The organism is Enteractinococcus coprophilus (assembly GCF_006716305.1).
Classification (GTDB): domain Bacteria; phylum Actinomycetota; class Actinomycetes; order Actinomycetales; family Micrococcaceae; genus Yaniella; species Yaniella coprophila.
Map to the genome: position 1 here is coordinate 269,544 of NZ_VFOU01000001.1, position 26,120 is coordinate 295,663.

24 protein-coding genes and 1 pseudogene are annotated in these 26,120 nt (G+C 57.7%); 13 read left to right on the forward strand and 12 right to left on the reverse strand.

The features are described 5' to 3' along the window. Nucleotides 1-95: 95 nt before the first annotated feature. Nucleotides 96-1,319: a M20 family metallopeptidase gene (locus tag FB556_RS01250; RefSeq protein WP_425461609.1), complete on the forward strand. Its 1,224-nt coding sequence runs from the start codon at nucleotides 96-98 to the stop codon at nucleotides 1,317-1,319. 125 nt (nucleotides 1,320-1,444) lie between these two features. Here the strand turns inward: FB556_RS01250 and FB556_RS01255 are convergent, their stop codons facing one another. Together FB556_RS01255 and FB556_RS01260 are read right to left on the reverse strand one after the other, a co-directional pair. Next, nucleotides 1,445-1,951: a substrate-binding domain-containing protein gene (locus FB556_RS01255; RefSeq protein WP_141864021.1), complete on the reverse strand. Its 507-nt coding sequence runs from the start codon at nucleotides 1,949-1,951 to the stop codon at nucleotides 1,445-1,447. Nucleotides 1,952-2,006: 55 nt separating this feature from the next. Further along, nucleotides 2,007-2,336: a DUF2218 domain-containing protein gene (locus FB556_RS01260; RefSeq protein ID WP_141864023.1), complete on the reverse strand. Its 330-nt coding sequence runs from the start codon at nucleotides 2,334-2,336 to the stop codon at nucleotides 2,007-2,009. A 137-nt stretch (nucleotides 2,337-2,473) separates the two neighbouring features. Here FB556_RS01260 and FB556_RS01265 point away from each other — a divergent pair, with 137 nt between their 5' ends. Next, a complete protein-coding gene (locus tag FB556_RS01265; protein ID WP_141864025.1) occupies nucleotides 2,474-2,845 on the forward strand; it encodes an iron chaperone in 372 nt (123 codons plus the stop codon). A gap of 26 nt (nucleotides 2,846-2,871) precedes the next feature. On the opposite strand, the gene FB556_RS01270 is transcribed toward FB556_RS01265, so the two are convergent. Beyond that, nucleotides 2,872-4,275 (reverse strand): thermonuclease family protein, encoded by a 1,404-nt coding sequence (locus tag FB556_RS01270; RefSeq protein WP_211343938.1) that lies wholly within the window; start codon nucleotides 4,273-4,275, stop codon nucleotides 2,872-2,874. Nucleotides 4,276-4,560: 285 nt separating this feature from the next. Here FB556_RS01270 and FB556_RS01275 point away from each other — a divergent pair, with 285 nt between their 5' ends. The 3 genes from FB556_RS01275 to FB556_RS01285 are packed head-to-tail and all read left to right on the forward strand — an operon-like array spanning nucleotide 4,561 to nucleotide 9,628. Next, nucleotides 4,561-5,838, forward strand: a complete 1,278-nt coding sequence (locus FB556_RS01275; protein WP_246057143.1) for an FAD-dependent oxidoreductase — start codon at nucleotides 4,561-4,563, stop codon at nucleotides 5,836-5,838. A gap of 26 nt (nucleotides 5,839-5,864) precedes the next feature. Continuing rightward, nucleotides 5,865-6,119 carry a sarcosine oxidase subunit delta gene (locus tag FB556_RS01280; RefSeq protein ID WP_141864029.1) on the forward strand — a complete coding sequence of 85 codons (255 nt, stop codon included), beginning with the start codon at nucleotides 5,865-5,867 and terminating at the stop codon, nucleotides 6,117-6,119. Next, nucleotides 6,116-9,628: a 2Fe-2S iron-sulfur cluster-binding protein gene (locus tag FB556_RS01285; protein ID WP_141864031.1), complete on the forward strand. Its 3,513-nt coding sequence runs from the start codon at nucleotides 6,116-6,118 to the stop codon at nucleotides 9,626-9,628. Before FB556_RS01280 ends, FB556_RS01285 begins: the two co-directional genes overlap by 4 nt. Nucleotides 9,629-9,675: 47 nt before the next feature. On the opposite strand, the gene FB556_RS01290 is transcribed toward FB556_RS01285, so the two are convergent. Further along, complete coding sequence (locus FB556_RS01290) at nucleotides 9,676-10,173, reverse strand: DUF3237 domain-containing protein (protein ID WP_141864033.1); 498 nt, start codon at nucleotides 10,171-10,173, stop codon at nucleotides 9,676-9,678. Between the two features lie 159 nt (nucleotides 10,174-10,332). Here FB556_RS01290 and FB556_RS01295 point away from each other — a divergent pair, with 159 nt between their 5' ends. The 5 genes from FB556_RS01295 to ald all read left to right on the forward strand — a co-directional run bounded on the left by FB556_RS01295 (nucleotide 10,333) and on the right by ald (nucleotide 15,599). Continuing rightward, complete coding sequence (locus FB556_RS01295) at nucleotides 10,333-11,610, forward strand: sensor histidine kinase (RefSeq protein ID WP_141864034.1); 1,278 nt, start codon at nucleotides 10,333-10,335, stop codon at nucleotides 11,608-11,610. Further along, nucleotides 11,598-12,278: a LuxR C-terminal-related transcriptional regulator gene (locus FB556_RS01300; RefSeq protein WP_141864036.1), complete on the forward strand. Its 681-nt coding sequence runs from the start codon at nucleotides 11,598-11,600 to the stop codon at nucleotides 12,276-12,278. Before FB556_RS01295 ends, FB556_RS01300 begins: the two co-directional genes overlap by 13 nt. Then, a complete protein-coding gene (locus FB556_RS01305) occupies nucleotides 12,275-13,141 on the forward strand; it encodes a DUF4097 family beta strand repeat-containing protein (RefSeq protein WP_141864038.1) in 867 nt (288 codons plus the stop codon). Before FB556_RS01300 ends, FB556_RS01305 begins: the two co-directional genes overlap by 4 nt. A 181-nt stretch (nucleotides 13,142-13,322) precedes the next feature. Further along, nucleotides 13,323-14,387 (forward strand): tellurite resistance/C4-dicarboxylate transporter family protein, encoded by a 1,065-nt coding sequence (locus tag FB556_RS01310; protein WP_246057144.1) that lies wholly within the window; start codon nucleotides 13,323-13,325, stop codon nucleotides 14,385-14,387. 69 nt (nucleotides 14,388-14,456) lie between these two features. Then, a complete protein-coding gene (ald, locus tag FB556_RS01315; protein ID WP_141864042.1) occupies nucleotides 14,457-15,599 on the forward strand; it encodes an alanine dehydrogenase in 1,143 nt (380 codons plus the stop codon). Nucleotides 15,600-15,632: 33 nt separating this feature from the next. On the opposite strand, the gene FB556_RS01320 is transcribed toward ald, so the two are convergent. From FB556_RS01320 to ectA, 5 genes and pseudogenes are all read right to left on the reverse strand, one after another. Then, nucleotides 15,633-16,271: a trimeric intracellular cation channel family protein gene (locus tag FB556_RS01320; RefSeq protein WP_141864044.1), complete on the reverse strand. Its 639-nt coding sequence runs from the start codon at nucleotides 16,269-16,271 to the stop codon at nucleotides 15,633-15,635. Nucleotides 16,272-16,434: 163 nt separating this feature from the next. Further along, complete coding sequence (locus FB556_RS01325; RefSeq protein ID WP_141864046.1) at nucleotides 16,435-17,274, reverse strand: hypothetical protein; 840 nt, start codon at nucleotides 17,272-17,274, stop codon at nucleotides 16,435-16,437. 231 nt (nucleotides 17,275-17,505) lie between these two features. Beyond that, nucleotides 17,506-17,898 (reverse strand): annotated as a pseudogene (locus tag FB556_RS01330) (ectoine synthase); the annotation flags it as partial. 26 nt (nucleotides 17,899-17,924) lie between these two features. After that, nucleotides 17,925-19,220, reverse strand: a complete 1,296-nt coding sequence (gene ectB / locus FB556_RS01335) for a diaminobutyrate--2-oxoglutarate transaminase (RefSeq protein ID WP_141864050.1) — start codon at nucleotides 19,218-19,220, stop codon at nucleotides 17,925-17,927. Nucleotides 19,221-19,298: 78 nt separating this feature from the next. Further along, nucleotides 19,299-19,949 (reverse strand): diaminobutyrate acetyltransferase, encoded by a 651-nt coding sequence (ectA, locus tag FB556_RS01340; protein WP_342774640.1) that lies wholly within the window; start codon nucleotides 19,947-19,949, stop codon nucleotides 19,299-19,301. 298 nt (nucleotides 19,950-20,247) lie between these two features. Here ectA and FB556_RS01345 point away from each other — a divergent pair, with 298 nt between their 5' ends. After that, the gene (locus tag FB556_RS01345; protein WP_170200315.1) at nucleotides 20,248-22,758 is read left to right on the forward strand and encodes a metallophosphoesterase; all 2,511 of its coding nucleotides are present in this window, start codon (nucleotides 20,248-20,250) and stop codon (nucleotides 22,756-22,758) included. 275 nt (nucleotides 22,759-23,033) lie between these two features. Then, complete coding sequence (locus tag FB556_RS01350; RefSeq protein ID WP_141864054.1) at nucleotides 23,034-23,465, forward strand: septum formation family protein; 432 nt, start codon at nucleotides 23,034-23,036, stop codon at nucleotides 23,463-23,465. A 105-nt stretch (nucleotides 23,466-23,570) separates the two neighbouring features. Here FB556_RS01350 and FB556_RS01355 read toward each other — a convergent pair whose 3' ends face one another. The 3 genes from FB556_RS01355 to FB556_RS01365 are packed head-to-tail and all read right to left on the reverse strand — an operon-like array spanning nucleotide 23,571 to nucleotide 25,229. Continuing rightward, on the reverse strand, nucleotides 23,571-24,344 hold the full coding sequence (locus FB556_RS01355) for a DedA family protein (RefSeq protein ID WP_141864057.1): 774 nt from the start codon (nucleotides 24,342-24,344) through the stop codon (nucleotides 23,571-23,573). Nucleotides 24,345-24,401: 57 nt separating this feature from the next. Next, a complete protein-coding gene (locus FB556_RS01360; RefSeq protein WP_141864059.1) occupies nucleotides 24,402-24,653 on the reverse strand; it encodes a Smr/MutS family protein in 252 nt (83 codons plus the stop codon). 9 nt (nucleotides 24,654-24,662) lie between these two features. Further along, entirely contained in the window at nucleotides 24,663-25,229 is a 567-nt protein-coding gene (locus FB556_RS01365; protein ID WP_141864061.1) for a dihydrofolate reductase family protein, read from the reverse strand. A gap of 223 nt (nucleotides 25,230-25,452) precedes the next feature. Between FB556_RS01365 and FB556_RS01370 the strand changes: the two genes are divergently transcribed. Beyond that, nucleotides 25,453-26,115, forward strand: coding sequence for a dihydrofolate reductase family protein (locus tag FB556_RS01370; protein WP_141864063.1), 663 nt, complete (start codon nucleotides 25,453-25,455; stop codon nucleotides 26,113-26,115). Nucleotides 26,116-26,120: the final 5 nt, after the last annotated feature.

A 26,120-nucleotide genomic window follows, 5' to 3' on the forward strand; every position in this document is an offset into this window, starting at 1 on the left:
TTCGTATGAGGTCGTCAGGCTTGGCCAACTCCTACGGGCGGGCGCTTGACAGTGCCGAGTCTGCATATGATCGGATGCCCACATGGGAGGTTGTAGTGTCTGTACCGTTTCTGGAAAATATGGACGAATTATTAGCTCGACTTCGCGAGGTATATCGCCAGTTGCATCAGCAACCCGAGCTGAGCATGCAGGAACACAAAACCGCTGAACGGATTGAAGCTGAACTGGCTCACCTGGATGTAGACGTGCAACGTATCGGAGGGACCGGCGTCGTTGCGATTCTTCGCAACGGTACCGGTCCTACCGTGTTAGCTCGAGCCGATACCGATGCCCTACCGGTAGATGAACAGACCGGGCTGGACTACGCCTCACAAATCGACGGTGCAATGCATGCTTGCGGACATGACATGCACGTCGCCACGCTCTTGGGGGCAATTGAGTTACTGGCGACGAATAAGGACGCCTGGTCTGGAACCTATATCGGGGTGTTCCAGCCTGGCGAAGAAACTGCGCAGGGTGCTCAAGCGTTGGTGGACGACGGGCTCGTCGAGAAGATTCCGAAGCCGGATGTTGCCCTGGCACAGCATGTGATGCCGACGGAAGCTGGCACGATAGGCACCAGTGCCGGACCAGTGTTGTCGGCCGGCGATTCGTTGAAGATCACGGTGTATGGGCGCGGCGCCCACGGTTCGATGCCGCACAACGCTATCGACCCGGTGGTCTTAGCCTCTTCCATCGTGATGCGGCTTCAGACGATCGTGTCACGCGAGACCAAACCCGGCGAATTTGCTGTGGTGACCGTCGGTGCGCTGCATGCCGGATCCAAATCCAACATCATCTCCGACCGGGCAGAATTACTGCTGAACCTGCGCACCTATGACACCGAGGTTCGCAAGAATGTCATGACCGCTATCGAGCGTATCGTGCGCGGCGAGTGCCAGGCTGCTGGATCCCCAAAAGAACCGGAATTCGAATACTACGATCAGTTCCCCCTCACGACAAATACTCCAGACGTCAACACCAAGATCACTGAGGCATTCACCGAATTCTTCGGTACGGATGTGGTCTATGAAACACAGCCGTACACCGCTTCGGAAGACTTCAGTCGCCTCCCGAATGCCTTTGGCATTCCCTACACGTTCTGGTTCATTGGCTCGGTGGCCCCAAAAAAATACCGCAAGGCAGTTGAAGCTGGCACCGTTGCCCAAGATATTCCGGCCAACCACTCCCCCTTCTTTGCTCCAGAGATTGACCCGACATTAGAAATAGGCATTCAAACGCAGGTGGTAGCGGCTCTGTCCTACCTCGCGAAAGATTAGGAGACCAACGTGTCTACCACATCTCAGTCAACCGCCGACGCGACATGGAAGCCTATTATTCAACGTCTTGATGGTTGCTTTGGCCATCGCATCAATTATCTTGACGGTTCCACGCGATAAAAAAGTCAAAATTGCCGAAAACGGCCGTCCAGAACGCCAAGACGTCGCACCGCCACCAATCGGTAACTAAACCACCGCAGGATGCATTCTTGTAACCTAAGAGGCGGGCTCTTCGAACATATTCGGAGAGCCCGCCTCTTAGGTTGTGTTGTAGTTTGGGCGCCGTCGATGAGCAGTTCTTCGACTTCGTTCGGTTCGCTGATCAGCCCGATACGCTCCGACATATCAATAACCTGTTGCAGTGATTCTCGGCGGTGTTCTTGTGGGAACCGTGGGACAGTCGTTTGTTCGAGGATCTCGGGTTCGGTTGTCGTATATTCTACGATGACTTCGCGCACGATGTCGTGGTTCTGTTCGGCAAACTGCTGCGATTCCTTCATGGCCGCAGTAAATTTCTCGACCAATTCCGAGTTGTCTTGGATCATTTCTTCGGTCGTGAAATACTCATCGATCGAAAGATCTGGAACCGGTTCGGAAAAATGGCCCGTAGATGCGTTCCAAACCGGCCTCACCTACAAGACCATTGAGTAGAGTACTAATTGAAAAGCACTACGACCTTGTCGAAGACTATTCAGTCGCTTGACGCGTTCCCTCAGCATCATCGCTGCGGTGCCATTGCACTACGATTTCTAAGGTTCTGGCAAAACTCACCAAATGACGACCAACGACGCCTTCGAGTCGTTCGATGTGATCAGCTGGACCCTCGACGGCCAGTTCAAGCTGTTCTTGGGCTGCAACGACCTCAGCACGGTCGTCGCCTAGGTTGATCCAGCCGCGCTCAGCCTCAGCATCCCATTCGCCCCCGCTCTTGCGCTTGAGATGATTGACTAATTGCTTGCCATACCGTGCAGGCCGCTCAATCGCCACGGTCGCTGTACTCGTAATATTCTGCGACAAATTCCAGTCCTCCTCGATGGGTATTCATGTGTATGCCTATCTGAGATCCTAGGTGGCTCCCGGGCCAGCTGCTATGGCTGACTTCACCAACGCTTTGGGCTATTCAGAAAACGCGTAGGTCAAACTACAGTGAAGCCATGGATACGCTGCAGGAATACCTTGAGACCATTCCCAATGACGACCACCGCACGAAACTCGAACACGTCATCCAGTGGGGTACTGAGACGTTTCCGGAACTCAAAGTCGAAATCAAGTGGAACCAACCAATGATGACGCACAACGGAACATTCATCATCAGTTTCAGTGCATCCAGCAAACACTTTTCGGTCGCACCTGAGCGTCACATCCTCGATGAGTTCCGTGACAAGCTCACCGAAGCAGGATACTCACACAGCAAGGCGTTATTCCGGATCCTATGGACCCAAGATGTCAATTACGCATTGCTGGCAGAAATTATTGAGCGCAGCATTGAGTTTAAGAAGGGTTCCAAGACTTTCTGGGCGAAGTGAACCTCAACGTCAAGACCTTACCCAGCTCAGCACGGCTTCCAGGATCTACCGCCCGGCGCATAGCATCGAGGTCCGGTGTATCCCGGATAATCCGCATCGGTACCGTAGCCGGACGGCGCATCATTGCGGCTGGGGTTTGAGTTCCTTGACGGCGCAGGTGCCGAGCCACTTGACGAGTCACTATTTTGCGGCGTGCGGCTTTGTTGCCGCGCAGTGTCGGCCTCAGCTTGGCGACGGTGTTCCTGCTGGGCGTTTTGTTGTCGCTGGCGCTCAGCAGCTTCAGCTTCTTGTCGCTCCCGTTCTTCTTTTTCTTTTCGCTCTTGCTCTTGCTGCTTTCGTTTTTCCTCGGCTCTGCGGCGTTGTTCTTCAGCTTGAATGTCCTCTCGAATCTGTTCGAGCTGCGTCTCACGCTCATCCAGAGTAGCAACAGCCATATCAAGCTGCGTATGAAACGCTTCCAACCGCGAGCCGTACAGATGAGACAAAAAGGCGAACTGCCCGTTGTTCAGATGGTGATTTTCGAGTTCCATCAACAGCGTTGCTAAGTGGTCCGCCTGTCTTGCAACGAGAGCCAAAGCCTCAAGCTCTGCTTCTGCCTCCTCAACATCCTGAGGTTGTGCATCGCTGAGCTGTTCGACCTGGTCCTGCAGGTTTTCGATCATTTGAGGTGGCGTGCACTGTGTTGTGGGATCAAAAAGCCCGGAGGCCTTATTGCGAGCCTGGCGCTCTGCTGCCTTCACCTCGTCATAAAACTTATGGTTGGGCTCATAAGTGACCGCAACGCCAAGGCCACGGGCAGCTATCTGGGCATTCACCAACGTGTCGTTATAAAAGACTCCGGCAAGTGTCCTGTCGTAGCGGTCTTTACGCTCGACGTCGTACTCCAAATCAATGCGAGTCCCCGCAGGAAGTAGCTCTTGTAAGAATTCTGTTGCTTCAGGCCCCAAACATTGCACCGCTTCGTGAGGATGTTTTGTCTCAGGGGTATCGATGTTCAGTAGTCGTATGCGTGTGGGTTCGCCATCGAGTTCAACATCGAGCGTGTCACCATCGATCACACGCAGCACAGTAGCCCGGTCGTCTTTGTCGTTGAGAGTAGTTCCGAACGCGACTCCAGCAATAGTCAGTGGTGCAATGAGCATTCCGGCAGTCCACAAGGCTGCCTTTTTACTTAGAGCCATGGAAATCCTCTGAGAGTAGGTGTGATCAGGAATAAAGATAACCCAGAGCCGCTCTGCGGACTCACATAAGGCTGTATCGGCATCAAGGAAGCGCGGGATGGCCCGTTTTGCCGCTCGGAACTTGCGCAAGCTTCGGATGCGCAACCTTGTGAAACCTACCGAACCACCGCATAAGCTTGGCCGCTGTGGCCAGTCGCCCACTCTTTCCATTTCAGGGTCGATCGTTTCTCTTTCCGAAACGATGTACACAATCCGCCACATTCAAGCGCCCGAAATCAAGCTATTTAGTGAAGCCAGGCGGGTTTTCGGGACGTCTCTCACCGCCCTCTAAGGGCAAAAGCGGTCGGGTTCTTTCAACCTTGACTAGGAGCATTGCCGGTGGCAACCTGGTGAGCAACTGTAACGTAGCGCACAATTCACAGTAGCAATGATGAGCATTCCTCCATCAGTAATGATCCCGAAGCACGCTCGAAACACCCGATACCGCACCGTAGACAACAACGAGCATTCTCGTATTCAAAGGACTTGATACGCGTGGTGAATAATATAAACCCCGGCAAGAAACGTTCACGCTATTCCGCTTTCCAGCTGTTCTCCAAAGGGCTAACCCAAGAAGATTGGCCTGAAATTTGGTCAGAACCAGATATGAAAGACAGCTATGAAGTCGTCATCATCGGTGGTGGGCTGCATGGCCTGGCGACCGCTTACTATCTCGCAAAGAACCACGGCATTACCGACATCGCGGTGATCGACAAGAACTATATTGGCGCTGGCGGTTCAGGGCGCAACACCTCGATTCTGCGGTCAAACTATCTGACACCCGAAGGTGTGAAATTCTACGACCGTTCGCTAAAACTCTATGAACAGCTATCGTCAGAACTCAACTTCAACTTGATGTTCTCGCAGATGGGTCACATGTCGCTGGCTCACGATGACGGTGGCATGCGCACCATGCAATGGCGCGCGCAGGTCAACCAGGTACAAGGCGTCGATTCCAAAGTTATTAGCCCCGACGAGATCAAAGAACTCGTCCCCTATATCGACATCTCCAAAAACACCCGGTATCCGGTACTCGGGGCGCTCTACCACCCGCCCGGCGGTACCATCCGCCACGATGCGGTGGTGTGGGGTTATGCCCGTGCTGCACACGAGATGGGTGTACACATCATTCAGCACACCGAAGTCACCGGCATCGACGTCGAAAACGGTCGTGTCACCCGCGTTCGGACCGACAAAGGCAATATCGCCACCGGTACGGCCGTGAACTGTACTGCAGGTTGGGCCTCGCTCATTTCGGATATGGCCGGGGTCAAAATGCCAGTCACCACGTCCCCACTGCAGGCAGCGGTCACCGAACCGGTCAAACCGTTCCTCGGTACCGTCGTCGTCTCTGGCACACTGCACGTCTACGTCAGCCAGACCGACCGCGGTGAACTGGTCTTCGGCGCCAGCGTTGATCCATTTACCTCGTACTCGATGCGCGGCACCCTGGAATTCGTGGAAGGTCTGGCCACCAACGTGCTCAGCCTGATGCCGTCGCTATCCAAGATGCGACTACTGCGCCAGTGGGCCGGGCTGTGTGACATGACCCCGGACTACTCACCGATCATGGGTGAAACCGAAGTCGAGGGCTTCTATGTCGACGTCGGCTGGGGCACCTACGGCTTCAAGGCCGGTCCGGTCGCTGGTGAAGCCATGGCCGAGACCATTGCCACCGGTAAGCGTCCAGAAATCATCCAAGGCTTCGGCTTGGACCGCTTCTCATCTGGCCAACTGGTCGGTGAGAAGGGTGCTGCCGCGGTTGGCCACTAACCCGAATCACGACAAGGAGCAACGTTATGATGCAAATCAACTGCCCGTGGTGCGGGCTACGCAACGCCACCGAATTCAAACAACACGGTGAAAAACCACCGCGCCCCGATGTTGCCAACGCAACCAGAGAGCAATGGGCCGACTACCTGTATTTCCGTAATAACACCTGGGGTGTCGTCAAAGAACAGTGGTTCCACTCCTCAGGTTGCCGCCAGTTCTTCATGCTGCACCGCGACACGTTTGCCAATAAAGCCATCCGTTCCGAAGGAGACGTTCGATGACCCCGTCTGAGCATAATCAACCGCTGCGTCTAGTAACACAGCCCAACGAGGAAATCGATCGATCACAGCGGGTCACGTTTACCTGGAACGGCAAGACCTACACCGGCTACCAGGGCGATACGATCGTCTCGGCACTCTATGCGGCCGGCGAGCGGGTGTTTTCACGTTCGATGAAATACCACAGCCCCCGAGGTGTGCTGACCGGGACGCTACATGATCCAGGAACGATACTGCAGGTCGACGACGAACCTAACGTTCGCGGTGCGCACCGGCTGATCGAAGAGGGTATGAATGTCACCTCGCAGAACACCTGGCCGTCGCTGAAATACGATGTGCGTGCAGTCAACCAACTCGGTGCGCGATTCCTGGGGCCGGGCTTCTATTACAAGACCTTCATGAAACCCGACTTCTTGCGCCCCGCCTATCAGCGGGTGCTGCGCGGCTTCGTCCATGGGGGCAAGGTCTCCAAGAATCGTCCCGAAGAAACCTATGAAAAGCGCTACGCCCACACCGATGTGCTGGTAGCAGGCGGCGGGCCTGCCGGCATGGAAGCCGCCCTGGCGGCCGCTGCCTCGGGAGCATCCGTCATGCTGGTCGAAGAAGACCACCAGTTGGGTGGTCACCTGCGCTGGGCGGACGGTCAACTGGCCCGTGAACTCCGCGCCCAAGTCACCGCTAACCCCAATATCACCGTCTACACCAACACCACGGTTGCCGCCCGCTACGATGACAACTGGTTGGCCGTTGTACAACGGTCCCCCGAACCCGGCATGGGCGAACGGTTAATCAAGACTCGCGCCCGCAGCCTGGTGGTCGCAGCCGGGCTGCTGGAACGCCCCTACGTTTTTGAAGGCAACGACCTGCCCGGCGTCCTGCTCTCCACGGCCGCACGTCGTTTGATCAACCTCTACTCGGTGCGCCCCGGCGGCCGCGCCGTGGTAGTCACTGCCAATCCCGAAGGTGATGCCGCGGTCGAAGACCTGCGTCGTGCCGGCGTAGAAGTGGTTGCCGTCGTCGATGCCCGCCAGGGTGACACGGTGGTCCGAGCAACCGGCCGCGGCCGCGTGCAGTCCGTTGAACTGTCCACCGGACAAAAGATCGCAGCCGATTTGCTCGTCACGGCCGTGGGTTGGACTGCCCCAACCTCGCTGCTGAATATGTCCGGCGACAAACCGTACTACGAACCACAAGCAGCCCGCTTCCTACCCGGTGGTACCGAAGAGGGCGTCTACGCTGCCGGTGGGATTTCCGGGGATGGCACCGTGGCGCAGTTGCGCGATCATGGTGCCGCCGTCGGTGCGCGTGCCGCGGCTCACGCGTTAGCGCAGCGCAGCTTGAAGATCGCGTCTGCCCCAACGGTTTCAGGACAAACTGAGGCCCCGACCACTGAGAACCTGCCAGAGGTGCAGCCGTTACCGGTGCCGCAGCATCCTGAACTGTTCCGCTCTTCGACCCACGGGTTCGTGGACTACTCCGAGGACATCACCTCGTCTGATCTGCAGGCCGCCGTGGCGGAAGGCTACGACTCAGCCGAACTGGTCAAACGCTTCACCACCGTGACCATGGGACCGCTACAGGGCAAGATCGAACTGGTGAACTTCATCGCCGTCGTTGCAGAAGCCACCGGCAAGACCATTGCCGAAACCGGGACCACCACGTGGCGACCAATGTATGCACCGGTGACCCTGGGAGCGTTGGCCGGCCAGAAATACGACCCGATCCGCTACTCCTCGATCCAGACGTGGCACGAAGCCCACGGTGCCAAACCGATGATCGCTGGTCAGTGGATTCGTCCCGAACACTACGGGGATCCACAGGCTGAAGTCCGTCGGGTACGCGATGGGGTGGGCATCATCGATGTGTCGCCGTTGGGCAAGATCGACCTGCGCGGTCCCGATGTGCCAAAACTGCTGAACCTGCTCTACACCAATAAATGGTCCAAATTGGGCATCGGCAAGGTCCGCTACGGGGTCATGGTCTCTGAAGATGGTGTGGTCATGGACGATGGCGTCACCGCCCGACTCGATGAAGACCACTACCTGATGACGACCACAACCGGTGGCGCCGGCCGCGTGTGGGACTGGATTGAAGAATGGCTGCAGACCTTCCACCCAGAATGGCAGGTCAACGCCACCCCGGTCTCAACCGCCTACACCAGTATCAACATCGCCGGACCCCACGCCCGGACGCTGTTGTCGCGACTGACCGATGTGGACGTGTCCGCGGAGGCCTTCAAGTACATGGAGGTTCGCACCGGAACCGTGGCCGGGGTCGAGAACTCGATCCTGTGGCGGATCGGGTTTACCGGGGAACTCTCTTATGAAATTCACGTCCCGGCCGCCTACGGGCTGCACGTGTGGGAGACCCTGCTGGAAGTTGGCCAGGACCTGGGCGTTGGTCCATTTGGTATCGAAGCCCAGCGCATCCTGCGTCTGGAGACCGGCCACCTGATCGTCGGCCAGGACACGGATGGCTTGACCCAGGGCTACAGTGCCGGTCTGGAATGGGCCATCAAATTAGATAAAGACGACTTCGTGGGCAAACCCGAACTGGCCTGGCAACAGCAAAACCAGACCGGAATGCGCCTGGTCGCCGTCCAACCGGTTGATACCCATGTGGTTCCGGATGAGGCAAGCCAGATCCTCTTCGGCAATGGCACCATCGCCGGACGCATCACCTCCGCACGGTTGTCCCCCACTCTGGGTCGGTCCATCTGTTTGGCCCAGGTCGAACAGTCGCTGGCCGAACCCGGCACCATGGTCACGATCCGCCAGATCGATGGCACCATGATTCAGGGCAAGGTCATGGAGGGTCTGACCGCGGTGGATAAAGAGGGTACCCGACTGGATAATGACAGCCAGCCGGAGGCCCGCGTCGAAGTCGGCGAACCAATTGGCCGCAGCCCGGTACGCGTCGGTGACGCCAAGACCTTGCTTGCGGGCTGGGAAGTCTCTGCCCAACCGGCAGCTGGTCCGCTGACTATCCAGGACCAAAGTGTCATGACCAAGCTTGAGGTTCGCAGCTCGTTTACCGGTTCAACCGCCGAGAAACTGCATGCCAGCTTCGGTCGCACCCATCGCAGTCAAGACGGCACATTGGTGATCGGTTCTGGCCCTGGCCAGTGGTACATCTTGGGCGAACCAGGCTCCCAGCAGACCATGCTCAATGCACTGCAGCACATGGCTGATAGCGCCAATGAGCTGACCACTGTGGTCGACCTGACGCACGGTCGCGCGCTGTTCCGGATCACCGGGGATGAAGCAGCCGCACTGCTCAATAAGCTGTGCTCGCTGGAACTCTCCGATGACATTGTCCCGGATGGGTCCGCACTGCGCAGCAGCGTCGCCGGGGTGGTCACCGACATCATCCGTGACGACGTCGACGGCGCGCTCAGCTACTTGGTCCACTGCGAGCGTTCCTCGGGTCAATACCTGTGGGATACGCTGCTGGATGCCGGAGCTGAATACCGACTGGCTGAAGTCGGTTACACGATGGCCTACGCCAACTAGAACACCCATGCTGGTGGCCGGTCCAATACGGGCCGGCCACCAGGTGTTTAACGCACGATCCACAAATCGATAATCACCGCGTCGGGTTCGCGCCGCCCAGAACCAATGACCACGGTGGATTCCAGCCATCGCCATGACGAGGTGTCACTATCGGCTACCTCAAACCGGGGCGCGCAGCGGAAGTAAATCCGTTCGGCAGGCACCTCGTGCCCTTCAGCAAGTGCGGTGATGTCTTCGGCTGAGCCGGTCCGATAGGCCACATTCATAACAAACAGGCGCGCGCCGTCGTCCAATTCAATGACGTACCGAGCATCGAGATCTGATTCGGTGGCACTGCGAATGACCTGAAAATCGGCTCCCGCGTTCAGAATCGTGCCCGATACCTTCGGACCGGTCAGGCTGCCGCCGGTAATTGGGATGACCCGACGCTGCCCGGCGTACGTGCGACCGACTTCGACCGGGGCTTCGACTTCGATGTTCAGACGACCCAGGTATTCCAGTTCGGGGGCTGGAGGCAGGGCTGGGGTATTAGGTGGTGTTGTCATGGCTCCAGAATACCTAGCTCATCCGAAGGGGCTGTCGTGTTGGCTGCGTCGTTGGGCGGTTTCCGCTGCTCCTGCCACGGCGATCTTTCGGGTTATCCATAATCAAAGTGTCCGGCTTTCTCGGTGTTGGTTTGATCTGCGGGACCCTACTGTTAAAGCATGACTTCAACAACACCATCCTCCGAGGTTCATCCGACCTCGCGCCCGCCGCTCCGGCTGGGCCTCACCCTGCTGCACCTGGCAGTGCTTGGCACCCTAGGTTGGGCAGTCCTCGGGCTGCTCGCCGCTACCATCGGCGTCGGCGTTGGCCTGTTATTCGTGTTCGGCATCGGCATCATTGTCCTGCTGGGCGTGTTCTACGTTTTATTCGGCCTAGCCTGGCTTGAGATCGAACGTGTGGCAAGCCTGTACAACATCCCCGCTCATCCGCTGAAGTGGCGTCCCCGCACCGAACCAACCTTCGGTGGTTACGTCAGATCCTTAGGTGCCAACTTCGTGCACGGCCGGATGTGGGCGGCCCTGGGGAACTTCGTTCTGGCTTCTTTGATGGGGGCCATCATGATTGGCGCGTTTCGCTCGCTGATTGCCCTGATCATCGCCTCATTTTCGCCGCTCACAGATGCTGACACCGTCACCACGGCATTCGGTATCCAGCTTGAATCCGGATATGCGCCGCTGCTGTTGCTCCTGGCGCTGGTGTGCGCCGGTGTGATCATCGGGCTGTTATTCCTGCACCGCACCATCGCTACCGCAATTATCGGTGCGACCGCTCGCGAGTCTGATCTCACCGAACGCGTGCGCACCACCACCGTTCAGCGCGAAGGTGCGATGCGCGCCGCTGAAGTGGAACGCACCCGCATTGAACGAGATCTGCACGACGGCGTGCAACCACGCCTCGTCTCGTTAGGTATGACTCTAGGTCTGGCCAAACAACACATCGACACCAACCCCGAACAGGCCAAAGAGCTCATCGATGAGGCACACACCTCGACTAAATCGGCCATCACCGAACTGCGCCAACTGACCCGCGGCATCTATGCCTCGGTACTCGATGATCGCGGTTTAGATGCCGCACTGTCCGCGGTGGCTGGTCGCTCCCACATTCCGGTGAACCTGGATGTCCGGCTCCCCCACCGGTGTGACCGCGCCACCGAAGCCGCCGTGTACTTCGCCATCGCCGAGGGCCTGACCAACGCCGCCAAACACTCTCGAGCCTCCGAAGCCCGTGTTACCGTGCGAATGCGCGACGACGACGCCGGTCGTCCTTATATCTGGGCCCGCGTCGAAGACAACGGCACCGGCGGAGCCAGAGTGGTCCCCGGCGGCGGCCTGGATGGGATCAGCAACCGCGTCGTGGCAGCCGGCGGTACGATGCAGGTAGAGAGCCCTATCGGTGGCCCAACAGCATTGGAAGTGAGCGTGCCATGCGCATCCTAATTTGTGAAGACTCCGTCCTGTTGCGCGAAGGACTGGTGCGCCTGTTGGAACACTCCGGCCACGAAGTGTCAGCGGCCCTACCGGATACCATCGAACTGTTTCCCACGCTGGAAAACGATATGCCGGATCTGGCCATTCTGGATGTGCGCCTGCCGCCCACCTACTCGGACGAAGGCATCCGGGCAGCCCTGCGCATCCGCCAGCAATATCCCGAGCTGCCGCTGTTGGTACTGTCTCAGTACGTTGAAGAGCGCTACGCATCCGAGCTGATCTCCGCCTATACCCCAGCTCTGGGGTACCTGTTGAAAGACCGCGTCGCAGATGTCGCCGAATTCGTGGAATCGCTTGAACAAATCCGCGCCGGGGCCACCATCCTCGATCCGGAAGTGGTAGCCCAGTTGTTGACCAGATCGAATCACGACAACCGCATGCAGCGCCTCACCCCGCGAGAACGCACCGTGTTAGCGGCTGTGGCCGAAGGGAAATCCAATCAGGCGATCGCCGGACTGCTGCACCTTTCGGAAGCAAGCGTTGAAAAACACATCACCGCGATTTTCCAGAAACTTGAACTTGAAGCCGACGGCACCGGCAACCGCCGCGTCTTAGCCGCCCTGGCACACATCGAAAACCAGGCTGCCAGCCCGCAGCCACGACAGGATCAGCCATGAGCACCCACACCCCGTACCCACAACCCGAACCACCAGCTCCACCCAACCCAGAACCGCGACGATCTTCGGCCACCAAACCGATCATGATCACTCTTGCCATCGTCGGGGCACTCGCCCTGGTAGGAGTCCTCGTGACCACCCTGTTGTCCTCGATCATCGGTCTGTCGTCACAAGGCTCCGCTAGCCAAACCGCCGACACCACCGGTGTCACCCAACTCGAGCTAAACTCCAATGCCGGCAATGTGAATATTCTGTTCGACGACGTCGATCAGGCCACCCTGGACGCAACCGGCCAGCACGCCGACCGCTGGGAACTGGTCCACCGCGGTGACACTCTGGCCGTCAATGCTCCAGATACCTGGTGGTCCTGGTGCTGGTTCAATTGTGAAGGCACCGAAGTCACCGTGACCCTGCCCCAGGAACTCAACAATGGAACTCTGAACGCGGAGTTCGACCTCAATGCCGGACGACTCGATGCCACCGGCAACTTCAACGAACTCGCAGTAGAACTCAATGCCGGAGAAATTAACGTCGGCGGCGCAGCTCGCGCACTGCAGACCGAAGTCAACGCAGGCAATGCAAACCTGCAATTGGCTGACGTTGAAACCGCATCCTTTGAAGTTGCTGCCGGACGCATCGACTCCGAACTCACGGGCACTGCACCGACTACGACGGACATTGATGTCAGTGCCGGGCAGCTGATCCTGGCACTACCAGACGCTGAGTACGCCGTCGTTTCAGATTCGTCTGCAGGCAGCATCAATAACAATCTCCGGACCGCTTCGGATGCACCACATCGCGTCACCGTCGACATCGCAGCTGGTGATGTGACACTGCGACCAGGTCAAACACCGACGGAGTAGAGACCGTCAAGTTCAGCGTGGCTTGCGTCGAAGTGCACAGATGATGTGCACTTCGACGCAAGTCTCCAGCGAATAGCTCCTGGCGCCTTCAGGTTCTTTGGCCCGTCGGTCCGTGCCCCTCGTGACTCGCCGGGTGAGGGTTTATGGTGAGATGAGTGTCGCCTGCAAGCAAGGAATCCTCGTGCATACCATTGGCTCTGACTCTTCAACCGCCTCTGTGACCACCAAGTGGTGGAGCCCGGTCGATTTGACGCCCGGCTATTTCGCCTTGGTCATGGGGACCGGCATTGTCTCGGTTGCGCTGCACTTGTGCGGCTATGCGGTAGTTTCAAGACTCTTACTGGCTATCACGGTGGTTGCATACGTGGTGCTCGTCGTGTTAAATCTTTGGCGGATTATTGCCTATCGCTCTGCTGTGGTGTCGGACGTGTCTGATATCGCCCGGTCCTTTGGCTTTTTCACATTTGTAGCCGGCAGTGGGGTGATTGGGTCGCGTCTGGCGATGGCGGGCTGGTGGACTGCTGCCGCGGTGTTGCTCATTGTGGCTGCGGTCAGTTGGCTGTTCCTGGGCTATATTGTCCCCGTCGTGGCCGTCTTAGGTCGTGCCGAGCGCCCGATTATCAAAGGCGCCAACGGACTGTGGTTCGTCTGGATCGTTGGGGCACAATCGGTTGCGATGCTCTCCGCGACGCTGGAACCCATCCTGGCCGGAGCCCGAGAAATATTGGCCATCACCGCAGTCTTTGCCTGGTCGTTAGGAATGATCCTCTATGTCGCAGTCGCCATGTTCGTGGCCCTACGACTCATGACTTTCCCCTTGGATCCACGCGATTTCAACCCAACGTATTGGATCTCGATGGGAGCGCTGGCAATCACCGTCGTAGCAGCAGCACGCATCGCTGAGATGGCATCGGCACCCATGGTGGATGCCACCCGCGGACTGGTCGCCGGTACGGCCGTATTATTATGGTGTTTTGCCACCTGGCTGATCCCCGCATTATTCGGTGTCGGCGTCTGGCGTCACGTCATCCACCGAGTGCCACTGCGATATGAACCCAGCCTCTGGAGCATCGTCTTCCCACTGGGCATGTACTCGGTGGCCGGGATCTATCTTGGACGTGTCAACGAATTACCGATCGTCGAGGCCGTCGGCACCGCCTGGTTATGGGTGGCAGTGACCGCCTGGGCCGTGACGTTTGTCGCGATGATCCGAGCGATCCTGCTGCGCATCATCCGACGTCGCTAGTGAGTTTTCTATGCTAAAGCGGCGTTCCGAGATATCACAACCGTCTTGAGAAGGAGTAGGCTGTGATTCATGTTGATTGGCGTTCCTAAAGAAATCATGAATAACGAAAACCGCGTTGCCCTGACTCACGGTGGGGTGCACGAACTGGTCAAAGCCGGCCACACGCTGGTGGTCGAGGCAGGTGCCGGACTTGGGTCTGGCATCACCGATGAGGACTATAAAACTGCCGGAGCAGAATTGGTCGACGACGCCGCAGAGGTGTGGGAAGGCGCCGAGATGATTCTGAAGGTCAAAGAGCCCGTCGACGAAGAACTCACCCGCATGCGCGAAGGCCAACTCCTGTTCGCCTACCTGCACCTGGCCGCATCGGCCGACTGCACCAAAGCCATTCTTGATTCAAAAGTCACGGCGCTGGCCTACGAGACCGTGACTCGCGGCCGGACGCTGCCACTCCTTGCACCAATGAGCCAGGTCGCCGGCCGACTCGCCCCGGTTGCCGGTGCTTATCACCTCACCCAATCCCAGGGTGGTTCGGGTGTGCTCATGGGTGGGGTGCCCGGTACTCGTCGCGCCAACGTCGTCGTCATTGGTGGCGGTGTCGCCGGTGAAGCCGCCGGTGTGATTGCCGCGGGCATGGGCGCCAATGTGAAAGTCATTGACCTAAACCTCGAACGCCTGTCAGAGCTGGAGCAAGTTCATGGCAACCGCCTGGATACCATCGCCTCGAATGCAATGAACATTGCCGAAGCTGTTGCCGATGCCGACCTGGTCATCGGTTCCGTGCTCATCCCGGGTGCTGCCGCACCCAAACTGGTCACCGCCGAAATGGTCGAACGTATGCGTCCAGGCTCCGTGCTGGTTGACATTGCCATTGACCAGGGTGGCTGCTTTGAAAATTCGCGCCCGACGACGCACGAAAACCCCACCTATAAAGTGGGCGACAAAATCTACTACTGCGTTTCGAACATGCCCGGTGGCGTGCCGCAGACTTCGACGGCGGCCCTAACGAACGCCACGCTGCCATATATTCAGCGCATTGCCTCCCAGGGGTGGACGAAAGCGCTCGCCGCCGATGAGGGCCTGGCCTCCGGTCTGAACGCTCACGATGGCAAGATCACTCACCGTGGTGTTTTTGAAGCCATGTTGGAAGAACTCAAGCTGGAACAGAATCACGATTTCCGCAACGTTCAGGACATTCTCGCCAGCGTTTGAGAACACTTCCTGGAGAGCGTCAGGCTCGGCGCATCAATCTTCGAGCGAATGTGTACCGCGAGGGGTGGGGGCGTCGAGTTTATAGCGGATCCCGATAATTCGAATCAGCCAGCAGGCACTGGCAGCGATGACTGCTGCAGCCACCCCGTAAAGATCTGCCATCATCGCTGCTACGGTCAGGCCCGCACCAACGATAGCGGGAACCGCATAGAGCCCTTCACTCATCACCGACGGAATGCGACCGATTAAGGCATCTCGTATAGTGCCCCCGCCGACCCCGGTGAGTGTGCCCAGGATGATCGACTGCACCGGGCCAAGACCGTATTCCATAGCCTTGCTGGCGCCGGTGACCGCAAAGACGCTCAGGCCTACGGCGTCGAGAACTTCGATCGGTACTGTGATGCGGCCTAAGTGCTTGGCAAAGATAAAGACAATGAAGGCCCCGAATGCAGCCACAGCAAGATATCGCCAGTCTTGGAAGGTGGCCGGTGGGAGATCATTGAGCATGATGTCGCGAAGGATACCACCGCCCAGAGCGGTGATCATGCCCAGGGTCAGCACACCAATGATATCGATGCGCACGTGTCGCACTGCGGTCAGTGCGCCGTTGAGCGCGAAAGCAAACGTGCCCAAGAGGTCTAGTAGTAGCAACAGAATCTGTTCAGGGCCCATGTGCCTACATCATCCTTGCTGCTGGTATTCGACTTCATCGATCCATTGTTGCTTGTCGAACTGGCCAGTGCAAGGTGCAGTCTTGCACCTGACCAGCACTATCGTAGAAACGCGAACGGGTGCCATACTTCGACATGTGGCACCCGTTCGCTTTTGATCAGTCTTACTGGCCGGCAGCTGCGGCCATCAGGTCTTCTTCAGTAATCAGCTGATCTTCGCTTGGTTTTTCGGGAATGTCCACTTCGTCGTCCCAGGTGAAGTCCATACGATCATCGCCATTGCGCATCTCGACCATGCGCGGAGCCTCACGGTCGGTCACAAGTCCGATGAAGTGCACCGCTTCCCCGTTCATGATGTCGCCTTCCTTCTGGCCGTCAGTCGAGTAGAACCAGCCGGTATCGTCGGTTTCCATGTCAAGGCGCATGTAGTCGCCTTCTTGTTGAAGTTCTCCGAAGTTAAACCCGGTGACTTCATCGGTCTGATCGGCTTCTGCAGCCGAGCGCATCTGCTCCAGCAGGTCTGCCATGTTGACAGACTCTGCCATGGAGGCATAATTTTCGCTGACGTCGATGTACTTCCCTTCGAAATCTGCGGTGTTCTGACGAACCTCTTCAATGTCGGCCTCGGAAGCACCAGTCATCATCGATGAGGTCAAGACTTCCCACATCATGTCCCAGGACACGTACACTTCGTCACCAAAGAACGTCATGATCGGGTCTTCATCGTCGCCCAAGCGGATCGCGGTGGCAGAACCGTCCAGCGGACCATAAATCTGAAGTTCGGACAGGTCTGCACCGAGCATATCCACGATGATTTCTCGGTCACTGGCCATCTCATCTGGCAGGACCCCTGTCATTCCCATGGCTTCGGACGCTGCCATGGATTCCCACATCTGACCTTCGATGTCGTCATAGGCGGGAACATCGGAATCGCGGGCGCAACCACTCAGTGCCAGCCCGGCGATGGCGGCCGTTGCGACGACTGCTCGGATCGATCGTGACATATTTTCCAAACTTTCTGCTGTGGTGGTCGTTACGGTGGTGATTCAGCGTAGGGAGCGCCCTAGCCAAAGCAACAACTTTCAAGTGTAGACCGCAGGTGTTGTTTGGAAGTTCACAATGACGCCGCTGTCTGGCGAGATCACGTCGAATTAGGAGGTCATCGCTGGGGTGCCCGCCTGAGAATCGATCCGGGTCTCTTCACCGACTCGTGCACCCTTGGGCACTTTGCGGTCGGCTTCGGCTTCGGTGATGAGCGGGTAGACACCGGACTCATCGTGGGTTTCCCGCCCCGTGACCGGTGGGTTGAATACACAAGCCATGCGCAGTTCGGTCTCGGCGCGCACGGTGTGCTTTTCGTGGCCATCGAGCAAGTACAGTGTGCCGTCGCGAAGGTCGTGGACTTCGCCGGTTTCCTCGTTGGTCAAGGTCCCAGTACCTTGAACACAGTAGACGGCTTCGATGTGGTTTTCGTAGTGAAACGTCGACGTCGTACCGGCATAAATAACCGTGTCATGCATCGAGAAGCCCACGCCTTCGCGGGCCAGAATGATGCGGCGGGAGCGCCAAGTTTCGGATGTGACGTCGCGTTCGGTGTCGTTGAGGTCTTCTAGTTGGGTAACGATCATGTGGTGGATCCTTTCGCAGGCTTGAGTTAGGCGTTGGCGGTTGTTGGTTCGAATACCAGAGTGATGTCTTGACCGGTGACCTCGGCGATGCAATCGGCCAGGGTGTTCAGCCCGCGCTCCAGCACGACCAGATCCATGGTCAGCGCCGGCATGAGCTTGAGGACCTCGTCCTGTGGTCCGGAGGTTTCCATCAGCAGGCCTTTTTCGAAGCCGGCAGCAGCCACTTTGCCTGCGACGGCTGGATCGCGGAAGTACAGTCCGGTCAGCAGCCCCCGACCTTTGACGGTAGTGCCTTCGACTTCGATGGCGATCTTGGTCAGCGCATCCTGGACGGTGTCAATGACCTTGGCCAGGTGGCCGCTTTGGAAGGAGTCATCGGCCCAGTAGCGGCGCAGTGCAGCGGTGGCGGTGACGAATGCTGGGTTGTTGCCGCGGAAGGTACCGTTGTGCTCACCCGGCGCCCAAACGTCGAGTTCGTGGGAGAACAAAGTCAGGGCCATCGGCAGGCCATAACCGGAAATCGATTTGGACACGCATACGATATCGGGCACGATGCCGGCTTCTTCGAAGCTGAAGAACGTCCCGGTGCGACCGCAACCTGCCTGGACGTCATCGACGATCAGCAGGATGTCGTGGCGTTGGGTCAGCTCGCGCAGACCGCGCAGCCATTCGGCGCGAGCGGCGTTGAGGCCACCTTCGCCCTGGACGGTTTCGACGATGATCGCAGCTGGTTTATCGACGCCGGAGCCGGAGTCTTCCAGGACGCGTTCGAGCCAGAGGAAGTCTGCGGTTTCCCCATCGAGGTAGTTATCGTAGGGAATCTTAGAGCTGTTGGTCAGGGGCATGCCAGCTCCCTGACGCTTCATCGAGTTCCCGGTAACCGACAGGGAACCCAGGGTCATGCCGTGGAATGCGTTGGTGAACGACAGAATGTGCTGGCGCCCGGTAACCTTGCGAGCCAGTTTCAGTGCCGTTTCCACGGTATTAGTACCGGTTGGTCCGGGGAACATAACCTTGTAACCCAGGCCGCGCGGGTCCAGGATGACCTCTTTGAACGTGGTCAAGAATTCGCGTTTGGCAGGGGTCATCATATCCAGCGAGTGCACGAGTGCATCGGAGCTGAAGTAATTGAGCAATTCGGCGCGCAGTTCGGGGTTGTTATGGCCGTAATTCAGGGCACCTGCACCGGAGAAGAAGTCGATGTATTCTTTGCCCTGTTCATCGGTGAGGATGGAGCCGGAGGCTGAGGTGAAGACGGTGGGCCAGCTGCGGCAGTAGCTGCGAACCTGTGATTCTGTGGTTTCAAAAATGGTGGTATCCATGAGTCCCTTTCTAAGGTGTTGGTGAACTGTTTTTGCGCAGCACAGCTGCACAACAAGATTGGAAAATCGGGTGAGTGATTAGTTGAGCGCTAGCTGCTCGGCGGCTGTTGCACGACGACGCGCCAGCTCGGGCACTAACGGTCCGATGCGGTGGAGGTATTCGGTGTCGTGTTCATCCGGATACATCTCGGAAGTGAACAGCGATTCGATGTCGTGTGGCGCCTCGTGCCGGTGCGCTAGCGAGGCGAAGAGTTGTTTGGACGCGGCGTTGTCATCGGTCACGGTGGTTTCCAGGTATTCTGTGCCGGTGGTTTCAACCAGATAGTCCAGCATCCGGCTGGCCAGTCCGTGGCCTCGTGCTGCCTCATCGACGGCGACCTGCCAGATCAACAGGGTGGTCGGTGCGTTGGGTCGAAAGAATCCGGTAACAAAGCCCATGAGCTTGCCATCCTCGGTCGTGGCGACGACGCTGGTGTCGGCGAAGTCTCGGCACCACAGCAGATAGTGGTATGAGGAGTTCAGATCAAGAACTCCGGTTGAACGAGTCAGGCGCCAGATATCGGCACCATCGGACACCCGCGGGGACCGCAGATCAATAGCATAGCCAGAATGATCGTTCTTAGATTCGGAAAGATGCATAGGCTCAACAATAACGAGCTGAGGATTCAGATCAACCAGCTCAGCCGCAGTTTTGCGCGCGATCGGCCACATTTCAACCTGCCAAAACACCGGCGCTCCCGCAGGGTGTCGCCGATCCGCACCCAATAAAGAGCACCACCTGGGGTCAAGCCAATGTTATCAAAACGTTATCCTTTTGTTGCGCTCTCGTTATGCAAGGAATCCCTTGCCTCCCGACGTAAGAACGTGAAGTTACCCACACATCCTGGGTAATGACTACTGACTTCACCTGCTGGCAACCTTTAGGTGACCAAACTGCAGGTCACATATAGCCCAACGTTCAACTCGCCCCGACACGATGACCATCGTTCATACAACCTTCAACCATCACTCCTCGGAGGTGACCCTCTTGACTCGCATCTCTCGCTGGCTACCTGCTTCAACGTTGACCGTTGGGCTCGTGGCATCCAGCCTGGCGGTTATTGCCCCAGCACAAGCGAATCTTGAAACCGATCCAGAATCTGACGTTTTGATCGACGAAACAACGACGTGGCGCTATCTTGATGACGGCACGGATCCGGCCAACCACCTGCCGTCACGCACCGACTGGACTGCCCCAGAATTCGACGATTCCTCGTGGGATTCTGCGGCCGGTAGCTTCGGCGCGCTGCGTGGTGAAATCGCCGAACTCAATGGAGGCTACACACCAGACAACCTGCTGTCGCAGTACAAAGATGGTACAACCGACAATAAGGAAGCGTTCTTCTTCCGTTCCGAGTTCACCGTCGACACAGATGAACTCGATGCCGGTGACGAAGTCAATGGCGCAATCTTGTACGACGACGCCGCAATCGTCTACGTCAACGGTGAGAAAGTTCGCGGCTTCCACGACGACGACCTGCCCTTCACCGAAGATGGCGACGACCGCAACCTCGTCTACGGTGGAGCCAATGCTTCTGCACCCCACTACCGCGAGTTCACGGTTCCAGAAGACCTGTTGGAAGATGGCGAAAACACGATCTCCGTCCAGCTGCACAACGGTCGTGAGACCAGCTCGGACCTCTACTTCGAACTGGAACACCTCACTGTAGAGACCAACGAGCCAGAAGGCCCGACCGCCATTCTGTTGCAAATGGGCGCTGATCCATCCGAGCGTCGTCTGTCGTGGCTGACCGACTCGGGTGTTGCAGAATCCGTGCAGATCGCTTCAGGGGCAGTTGATACCATGCCCGAAAATGCGACCACAATTGACGCCACCGAACAGGCTGATTCCGCTCACGATGGCAAACAATATGCTCAGGCGACCCTGTCGGAACTGACCCCGGGCACCTACAGTTACCGTGTTGGCTCAGAGGATGGCACCTGGTCGGATATCGCCCAGTTTGAAGTCCACCCCAACGACGTTGAGCACACCTTCACTATGGTCGGTGACCCACAGCTGGGCTCCTCGGGCAACCTGCAGTCGGATGGCGCCGGTTGGCAGCGTGCACTGGACGCTAACGATCAGCTGTTCCCAGAGTCCCAGTACATTCATTCTGTTGGCGACCAGGTTGAAACCTATGAAGGTAACCCGGACCAATATCTGTCCGTCATCGCAGCGCAGCAGCTGCGCTCACAGCCGCTGATGGCCACCCTGGGCAACCACGACTTCAACCGCAGCTCACCACAGGATCTGTTTGGTCAGCACTACAACCTGCCAAACCTAGCAGACTACGACCCAACACAGGGCAGCTACTGGTTCATTTACAATGACGTGCTGCATTTGAACATCAGCACCGAATTCCGTTCCGACTACGATGCACACCGCGAGTTCTTGGAGACCACCATCGCTGAGCACGGTGATGATGTGTCCTGGACCATGTTGACCTTCCACCGTCCGCTCTACAGCGGCGGTAACCACTCGGTGACCGGCACCACCGACGGTATTCGCAACAACCTTGGCCCTATCATCAATGATTTGGATATCGACGTCGTCCTGACCGGCCACGACCACTCCTACACCCGTAGCTACTTGATCGATGCTGATGGTAATCAGGTTGATCCTGAGACTTCGGAAATCATCGTGGATGCTGAAGGCAACGTGACCGATCAGGAACTCATCGCCAATTACGAAGGCACTGATTCCAGCCAGCGACTTGAAGACGGCAGCTACGTTCGCGTCACTCCAGAAGAGGACGAGACCCTGTTCGTCACGGCCAACTCCTCCAGCGGCTCCAAGTACTACAATCTGCAGGACGCTTCGAACTACCGCGAGGGCTTCCAGCCACGCTTCCGCGACCAGCAGCGTGAACAGAACATCACCGGGGTAGAAGTTGACCAGTGCACCGTGACGACCACCACTGTCGAACTCGACGGCACTGTGGTCGACAAGGTTGAACTGCTGCGTGATCACACCGCACCCGTTATCACCGCAGCCGACGCCACCGTTGCACTCGACGGCGAATTCGATCCGCTGGCTGGTCTAGAAATCTCGGACGACTGCGCAACGCTGACCACCGACGACGTGGAAGTTGAAGGCGAAATCAACACCTCGGTCCTCGGTCAGCAGACCATGACCTACCGCCTCGCCGATGCGGCCGGGAACGAGACCGAATTCGAACGTATCGTCATCGTTGCTGAAGTCGCCGATGAAGACAAAGACAACACCGACGACGAACCAACGCCTACTCCGACCCCAACCTCGGGCGAGGATGATGCCAGTGACCCGAATCCGAATCTCAACAGTGGCACCGACGGTGACGACAATGCCGCCGGAGCCAATGATGACGTGACCGATGCTGATCGCAGCGCCGACACCGATCGCGACGGCGCGCTGGCCAACACCGGTGCCAGCATTATGTGGGCGGTCGCGATTGGTCTAACCGCCTTGGCAATTGGTCTAATCTTGTTCTTGGTAAAGCGTAATAGGCTGACCCCGTAACCACCACGAACCATTTGTAAGGCGCACCCGTCTGACAAATTCACCGGCGGCGTGTTTCCTCAACCCGGAGACGCGCCGCCGGCTTTCTTGCGAGACACGGTCTAGCTTCAAGAACAGCGTTCCTGCGGAGCCATCCACTGTTCGCAACCATTGACCTTGTGACAGCACGGCTGGATTCTTTCCTCGATGCTCAATAGAGCCTTGGCTTGCGCTCGATGTCAGAGCTTGGTTATGGTCTGATCTGGGAATTACCTCAACACTAGCTAGGAGAAACCTTGAAGAACTCGTTGTATCGCGGCGGCGGATTAGCGCTTACCGCAATGATTGGTGCTCTTGCACTGGCTTCGTGTGGGGAAGCTCCGACCGCGGCTGTGGGCGACTGCATCAATAGTTCAGATTTATCCGACGAGGGGATCGACGAGATCGCTGCCATCTCGTGTGAGGAGTCCCATGACCTTGAGGTTTTTCACGTCTTCGAGATGCCCGAAGGCGACTTTCCTGAAGAGGCCGGGTTAGATAGCGCAGCTGAAGAGCAGTGCATCCCGGCGTTTGAGGAATACGTCGGCATTGACTATCTCGAATCCGATCTTTGGATTACGACCATCTATCCTTCTGAAGATACCTGGCAGCGCATTGATGACCGCGAGATCCTCTGCCTGTTGCAGACCGACGGCGACAGCGGCTCAATGAAGGGCGCCCAGATCTAGTGTCTGACGGTGCGGCCGATACGATTCCGGATCAGGGGTGATACGCGGCCCTACCACGAAGATGCAATCGGCGCCGGCTTCGCGGCAGCGAACGGCGCGAGAGGCTTACTCCGAGCTGCGCGTATCGTCGGCTTGTATGCGTCCGACCAACCGATCGATCCTCGCGGCGACTTCCGCGGGGCTTTCCGGCTGATAATTGGGGTCACGAGCACGACGTCGATTACGCACGATCCGCGCCGTGACCCATATAGCCAGCACGACAACGACGGCGATCAGGACCACGTTAGAAAATACGTCTGCATAGTCGGAAATCAAGTGGAAATTCGCGCCCAGTAAGTAACCACCCATGATGAAGATGGTGTTCCAGATGAGCGATCCGAGAGCGGTAAATAGGGTGAATAGCCAGAAGTTCATGCGTTCAAGACCCGCCGGTATCGAAATCAGCGAGCGAAAGATCGGGATCATCCGGCCGAAGAACACCGTCCAGTAGCCATATTTAAGAAACCATCGTTCGGTGCGTTCAATGTCGTCAATATCGACCAACGGCATAATATAGGCGGCCTTGTATAAGCGGTATCGTCCGAACCAGGCACCCAAACCGTAGAGCACCCACGCACCGGTCACTGAACCGATGGTCGCCCACAGAATGCCTGCGGCCGGGGTAAACGTGCCACCGGCTGCGGTAAAACCGGCGAGCGCTAGGAACAGCTCGGACGGGATCGGGGGGAATACATTTTCGATGAATACTGCCAGCCCAAGGCCGATCGGGCCCAGTGCCTCCATGACGGCTACGACGAGGTCGCCAAGCCAACCGTAGGAGACGTCGTCGGGTGGCGTGGTGGTGCCACTTTGGCTAAGTACTCTAGGCGCGATCATCATTTCATGATATCCCGATCAGCCTGAACATACGCTGAACCTGCTGAACGGTCCTAGAGCTCAATGTTTGAAATGCACGAAGACCCGCCCGAAATTCCTGCTGTCTTTTTCCACACGGTGATATCGCGCTTTAATGTCTTTCCGGTCGAGGAAGCGCAGGACTCGCTTCTTCAGTGCGCCGCTGCCCTTGCCCGGGATGATCTCCACGGTCTTGACCTTGGTGGCCTCCGCCTCGTCGATGATGTCGTGCAACGCCTGATCAAGGTCCCGACTTTTGTTGTAGATATCGTGAAGATCTAATTTCAAACGCACGCAGGCTCCTCATCCTTGGTCCTGGCCAGGATACGTCAATCGGTAGCGCAGCCGGGCGAACTGGCCGATCTGCTGCGCCTCAACCAGGATTAGACGATCTGATTCAATCCGCTGGCCCAGCAGAGGTGCGCCCTCGACCAGTGCGACCGGGGCGACACTGAGCACGATTTCATTCAGGGCTCGTGCGGTAATAAATTGCGAGGCCAGTCCCCCACCACCGACTACCCAAATGATCCCGTCACCCGCGAGCTCACGTAATTGTGGCAACGCCGCGGCCACATCGCCCGACATAAACCGAATATCAGCATCGCCCGGGGCAGGCAGGTCTCGAGACGTAAAAACCACGGTGATCACATCTGGCATCGCAGTACCCCAGGCGTCCATCTTCTCTAACGCCCCAAGTTCGTCGAGTACCCACTCATAGGTCGTGGAGCCCATGACCTGGACTGCGGCCCGCGGCGGAGCAAGCTGCGGGTCGTCTCCGTCTGGCACAGCAAAGAGCCACGATAACGAATTGTGTTGATCCGCCAGGTAACCGTCCAAGCTCGTGGCGGTCTCATACACGATTTGTCCCATAATCGCGAGGCTAGCGCCCAAGAATCTTCCCCAACACCGGTGCGCACTAATCTCGAGGAAAACCCTGGTCAGCGCACGATGCATTGTTCTCATACCCGACGCTTAGGTGTCGAGGTAGCGACGTCGCCGTCAGCGTCGCCGAAGGACCAGTAGTCATTTGTCACCCAGGTTTTTAGACTGGTGACTGAGCCATCCTCACGGTGTATTGGAGGAGAAATCCATCATGCGGCTCAGTATCAATCTTTTTATGACACTCAATGGTGTCAGCCAGGCGCCAGGCGGCCCGGAGGAAGACACTCGTGGCGGCTTTGAAGACGGCGGCTGGCTCATGTCCGTATTCGATGAAGGCTGCGGTCAGGCCGTCTCCCGCTGGTTCGATCAGTGCGGAGCCCTGCTGCTGGGGCGTCGCACCTACGATATCTTCGCCTCGCACTGGCCCCAGGTCACCGATCCCAATGATCTCGTAGCGCGGTTAATTAACACCTCGCAGAAGTATGTGGTGACGTCGTCTGCACTCAGAGACGTGTGGGCAGATTCCTCCACCCGGCTGGGGGATGATTTCCTCGACGAAATCCGGCGTCTCAAAAGCGTTGAGAGCCAGGGTGAACTCCAGGTGCACGGCAGTATTCAATTGGCCCGCACACTGCACCAGGCAGGGCTCATTGATGTCTATCGTTTTCTTGTGGCACCGGTGACGGTTGGCCCAGGTTTTGGGATCTTCAGCGAGGCCGGTCCGTCTTTGAAGATGCACGTGCGCCACGGCGTAGTGACCCAGAATGGGGTGTTTGATGTGGAGATGACGCCGGAACCCTTCGGTGGGCGGAAGACCGTTGGGGTGGAAGACGGTAAAGAAGTGGTGCTCGAAGTCGAAGATCCGGAGGCTTGATGAGC